This is a genomic window from Pseudoalteromonas sp. SA25 (assembly GCF_011378705.1).
Classification (GTDB): Bacteria; Pseudomonadota; Gammaproteobacteria; order Enterobacterales; family Alteromonadaceae; genus Pseudoalteromonas; species Pseudoalteromonas arctica.
In genome coordinates this window covers 1-5,308 of the sequence record NZ_WTKV01000047.1, presented here as the reverse complement: position 1 = coordinate 5,308, position 5,308 = coordinate 1, and the positions used below count along the sequence as shown (strand labels likewise).

Annotated in this window: 4 protein-coding genes and 1 rRNA gene; 1 reads left to right on the top strand and 4 read right to left on the bottom strand. The window is 41.9% G+C overall.

From position 1 onward, the window contains the following. Window positions 1–12: 12 nt before the first annotated feature. From GQR45_RS21115 to GQR45_RS21105, 3 genes are all read right to left on the bottom strand, one after another. Window positions 13–1,386, bottom strand: a complete 1,374-nt coding sequence (locus GQR45_RS21115) for an IS4 family transposase (RefSeq protein ID WP_096058041.1) — start codon at window positions 1,384–1,386, stop codon at window positions 13–15. Between the two features lie 151 nt (window positions 1,387–1,537). Continuing rightward, window positions 1,538–3,358, bottom strand: coding sequence for a glutamine--fructose-6-phosphate transaminase (isomerizing) (gene glmS, locus GQR45_RS21110; protein WP_149603400.1), 1,821 nt, complete (start codon window positions 3,356–3,358; stop codon window positions 1,538–1,540). Window positions 3,359–3,404: 46 nt separating this feature from the next. After that, window positions 3,405–4,169 (bottom strand): DeoR family transcriptional regulator, encoded by a 765-nt coding sequence (locus tag GQR45_RS21105; protein WP_024589675.1) that lies wholly within the window; start codon window positions 4,167–4,169, stop codon window positions 3,405–3,407. A 159-nt stretch (window positions 4,170–4,328) separates the two neighbouring features. Here GQR45_RS21105 and GQR45_RS21100 point away from each other — a divergent pair, with 159 nt between their 5' ends. After that, a complete protein-coding gene (locus GQR45_RS21100) occupies window positions 4,329–4,856 on the top strand; it encodes a sugar O-acetyltransferase (protein WP_165726933.1) in 528 nt (175 codons plus the stop codon). Between the two features lie 152 nt (window positions 4,857–5,008). Here the strand turns inward: GQR45_RS21100 and rrf are convergent. Then, window positions 5,009–5,123: ribosomal RNA gene (gene rrf / locus GQR45_RS21095) — 5S ribosomal RNA — on the bottom strand. Between the last annotated feature and the right edge of the window lie 185 nt (window positions 5,124–5,308).

The following is a 5,308-nucleotide window of genomic DNA, read 5'->3' as shown; positions in this document are numbered from 1 at the left end:
GCTGTCTCTTGATCACAAGTCTGACTCAAGAGATTTTGCTAAATCGTAGCCTTCCAGGATGGCTTGTAACTTAAGCCATCCTTGCCATAACACTTTCACAGATGCACGCCCTGTGCGCTTGGTATCTTTCCAGCCTCCTAACTTTGCCAGTTCCTGATACGCCCATGACATATTTGGAGCAGTTTCAGGCAATGGTGTTTTTATTCTCTTTAACCACAATAACTTCCATGCTTTGGGAGATAACAGTTGTTCACAACTTGGAGAATCAGGCTGCTCATTGGTGAACTTTAGTTGCAATATTCGCGTCGCAATAAAGCCATTAATCGTCACCAATCTTTCCATGTTATCTTGGCTTTGAAGGCGTAAACTTTCGATATCCGTACCATCACTTTTCCAGACTTTATGGTATTCCTCTACAAGCCAACGGTGCTCATAGTAGGTGATGATAGCTAAAGCGTCTTCTTTGCTGGTGACTGGTTCACTGGTTAATAGGTGCCAGCTTAAGCCGTTCTCAGCGTTTCCTCGCTCTGCACAGCCGACATAGTAAACTGGGAGGGAGTGTCCTTTCTTATTGTAAGGCGCTTTGAGTGTCACTGGCGCATAGGTGATATCCAGTGTTGCGCTTCGGGCTTTTCTTCCTCCTTTTTGTGCAATGTGGATGTGTTTGGTGCCTGCACTCATCAGCTCGCTTGCAAACGCATAGAGCTTATCCTCACCTTCTTCAATATGACGACTTTGCATCGAGCGTACGACGAATCGTTGCTGCTCGCTCAGTTTATACTGCAAGTATTCGTAGATGTCCGCTTCGCGGTCACACACCGATATCACGTTCGCCATTTGTCCTTGCAGCCGCTCTGCCATCGCTCGTGACGCTGACTCCCACTTGTAACTTTCTTTTTCTTCGTAAGAAGTCGTCGCGTGTTTTTCTCTTTTTCCAATCGTGTTGATATCACGACTCCAGCGAGACTGTTCAATTAATCCCACAACTTGCTTTGTGTCTGGCGCAAACAGTAATACGCTATGAGCTAACAAGCCTCGTTGTTTTGCTCCTCGTCCGACATGACCCAAATCATCTCGAATGGAGGAATGTTTATAAATTAGTGTGGTCGTGTCTTCTAATGCGAGTAATAAGTTATGACTTTTTGCTTGTTCAACCGTGGCTTTAAAGCCTGACTCTGCTATAGCCGTTGCGTCAATATTCTCGTTGCGAATAAAGCGGTAGGCACCTTCCATATCGGCGGGGGATTGAGTGATGTTCACAAGTGGTTTTCCTGGTTCATTTGCAAGCGTTGATGCTAACTTTACCAGACGCGCTGTTCTTCTTGGATCACCTAAGTCCGATTTACCGAATTGTTGTTTTGCCCAATGAGTATGTTCGTTAATCATAATGTGCCCTCAAACAAGATTTGAAGATCTGATCATGACATTGAGATTTAGTTCAAAAAAATCCCCGCTAATTTCTTAGCAGGGATTTGTGTATAAGAGACAGCATTGAGCGCCTTTTTATCTTTAACAGGTAATTACCAACCTATTGATTTTACTCAACAGTAACTGATTTAGCTAAGTTACGTGGTTGGTCAACGTCAGTGCCTTTAATTACCGCTACGTAGTACGACAGTAGCTGCAATGGCAAGGTGTAAACAATTGGCGCAATAATATCGTCAGTGTGGTTTACGTTGATTACACGCATTGTGTCGTCTGACTCAAAGTGTGAATCTTTATCTGCGAATACGTAAATAATGCCGCCACGTGCGCGTACTTCTTCTACGTTTGATTTAAGTTTTTCTAGCAATTCGTTATTTGGTGCTACAACAATAATTGGCATGTCGGCATCAATAAGTGCTAGTGGGCCATGTTTGAGCTCGCCAGCGGCGTAGGCTTCTGCATGAATGTACGAAATCTCTTTAAGCTTAAGCGCGCCTTCCATTGCAATTGGGTATTGCGAGCCACGACCTAAAAACAATGAGTGGTGTTTGTCGGCAAACTCTTCTGCAAGATCTGCAATACCATCAGCGAGTAATAATGTTTCTTCTAACTTAGCTGGAAGTACTTTAATTGCATTTACAATTGCGCTTTGATCCAGCTGCTTTTCTTGCGCTATAGACGCAGTAAGCATTAACAAACCAACTAATTGTGTAGTGAATGCTTTAGTAGAAGCAACGCCTATTTCAGCGCCAGCTTTGGTCATAAACGCAAGGTCAGATTCGCGTACAAGCGATGAACCAGGTACGTTACAAATAGTCATTGAGGCCATGTAACCTTGCTCTTTAGCTAGGCGTAATGCAGCTAGCGTATCGGCAGTTTCACCCGATTGAGAAATAGTAACAAGTAAGCTATTTTCATGAACAAACGACTGTCGGTATCTAAATTCAGAAGCTATTTCTACATTACAGCTAACGCCTGCAAATTGCTCAAGCCAATAACGTGCAACCATACCTGAATGATAAGACGTGCCACAGGCAATAATTTGCACATGTTTTACGTCTTTAAATATTTGCTGAGCGCTTTCGCCAAACGCATCAATTGCTACGCGGTCGTCGTTTAAACGCCCTTCAAGGGTATTACGAACTGCAAGTGGCTGCTCGTAGATTTCTTTTAGCATGTAGTGGCGGTAGTCGCCTTTGCCTGATGCATCTTGTGTAATGTTTGATTCAATCACTTCACGCTCTACAGCGTCGCCATTTTCATCAAAAATTTCTACTGTGTCACGTGTAATACGCGCTACATCGCCTTCTTCTAAAAAGATGAAGCTACGAGTAACAGGTAATAGTGCTAACTGATCAGACGCAATAAAGTTTTCGCCAAGGCCTAAACCAATAACAAGAGGGCTACCTGAGCGCGCTACAATGATTTCGTTGTCGTTTGCTTTATCAAATACAACTGTACCAAACGCACCTTCAAATTGCTTAACAGCTGCCTGTACTGCTGCAAGTAAACTAGTGTGCTGCTTACGAAGCTTATGAATTAAGTGCACCATTACTTCGGTATCGGTTTCAGATAGGAACTCGTAACCTTCTTCTTTAAGCGATGCGCGTAAGCTTGCGTGGTTTTCAATAATACCGTTGTGCACGAGTGCTAGCTGGTTGTTTGATACATGCGGGTGTGCGTTTTCTTCAGTAACGCTACCGTGTGTTGCCCAGCGAGTGTGTGCAATACCTGTATGACCGCTAACGCCTGCTTTTTCTAGAGCTGCTTCTACGTTAACTACTTTACCTACTGCTTTAACAGTATTAAGTGTGTTGCCATCAAGCAATGCTACGCCTGCTGAGTCATAACCACGGTATTCAAGACGTTTAAGGCCTTCAACTAAAATTTTGTTTACTGGACGTTCTGCAACTGCCCCAACTATTCCACACATAGTGTCTCCATTAATTTTTTAATTCTAGTAACTCACTTTGTAGTTACTATTCAATAATCTCTGCGCAAATTAGTTTTACACCACACGCCTCAATTGCTTTGCGTTTTTCGTCTGCTAAGCCATTGTCGGTTATTAATGTGGTTACTATTTTCCACGGTAATTCTAAATTTGGTATTTTTCGGCCAATCTTATCTGATTCAACCATTACAATTACTTCACGAGCGGCTTTTGCCATAACTTGGCTTAAACCAACTAGCTCATTAAAGGTAGTAGTACCACGCTTTACATCTATGCCGTCAGCGCCAATAAATAGCTGATCAAAGTCGTAAGAACATAATACATTTTCGGCAACTTGCCCCTGAAATGACTCAGAATGTGGATCCCACGTTCCGCCGGTCATTAAAAGTGTCGGCTCGTTCTCGAGTGCTAATAAACGACTCGCTACTTTAATAGCGTTGGTCATAACAACTAGCCCACGCTTATCAGCAAGCTCAGGGATCATAGCTGCTGTGGTACGCCCGCTATCAATAATAATGCGGTTATGATCTTTTATAAGTTTTGCTGCAGCTTTTGCTATTGCGACTTTGCGCTTTGAATCTACTTCATCGCTAACAATTTCTTTAGGTAGTGCAATAGCACCACCGTAGCGGCGAAGTAATAAGCCACTTTTTTCAAGCGAGGTTAAATCTTTTCGAATGGTTACTTCAGATGTTTGAAACTGCTGTGCTAACTTTTCAACGGCTACTTCACCTAATTCATTAACTTGAACCAGTATATTGTGACGACGCTGCTGTGTGTTTCGTTTAGTCATAAAGCTCGTGAATTAAGTTTCATTTCGAAAGTTATGCGATTTTAAACGAAACAACCTAAATGGCAAGTGAACGAGCAAAAAAAACACAGTTTTATTCTAATAATAATAAAACTAAAAGTACGGTAAGCTATAACTAATTAAGTTATAAAGATAAATACAATGCAGTCATTTAACAGTATCAGTAAAGAATACTTAGCACAGCGAAAGCAAGCAGGTGAAACCTGCCGTTTATTTAATAAGAGCCCAAGTAAAGGCAACTTAAAACGTATCAAAGAGTTATTTTTAAAGTCGGGTGATGGTGTAATTATAGAATCAGGTTTTCATTGCGATTACGGCAATCAAATAGTTATTGGTGACCGTACTTTTATGAATATTAATTGCACACTTCTCGACTCGCCATTAGCCAATCACTCAATCACCATTGGTGATGACTGCTTAATAGGCCCGAACGTTCAGCTTTTAGCTGTGTCACATGCTACTAATCCAGCAGAAAGGCTTAATAAGGAAAACTTTGCAGCACCTATCGCGTTAGGCAATAACGTATGGGTTGGCGCAGGTGCAATTATTTTAGCGGGTGTGAGTATTGGTGAAAGTAGTGTTGTGGGTGCGGGTGCTGTGGTTACTAAAAATGTAATGCCTAATACTGTAGTAGCGGGTAACCCAGCTCGTGAAATAAGAACATTGTAGCTATTCTCGATGTAATTTTAACATCGGGAGTCGCTGCGCTCGCCCGACCTACGTGATAGGTGTTGGTGTGTGTACATTAATTACGCGTATTTTACTTTTCTGCAGACGTAAAAAAGCCCGAATCGTTAGATTCGGGCTTTCTACAATTTGAAGCCTGGTAATGTCCTACTTTCACATAGCAAATGCTACACTATCATCGGCGCTGTTTCGTTTCACTACTGAGTTCGGCATGGAATCAGGTGGGTCCAAAACGCTATTGTCACCAAGCAAATTTGGGCGTTAATCCGTATTACTACGCACTAACTGAATTTGGAAAATATCTGATAATATTTTTTAAGTCTTTCTTAAGTAATATCTACTTTAGTCATATTAACTTCTTCGCTTGTTTCACTATCACATAAAACGCGTTTGGCGTTGTATGGTTAAGCCTCACGGGTAATTAGTACAAGTTA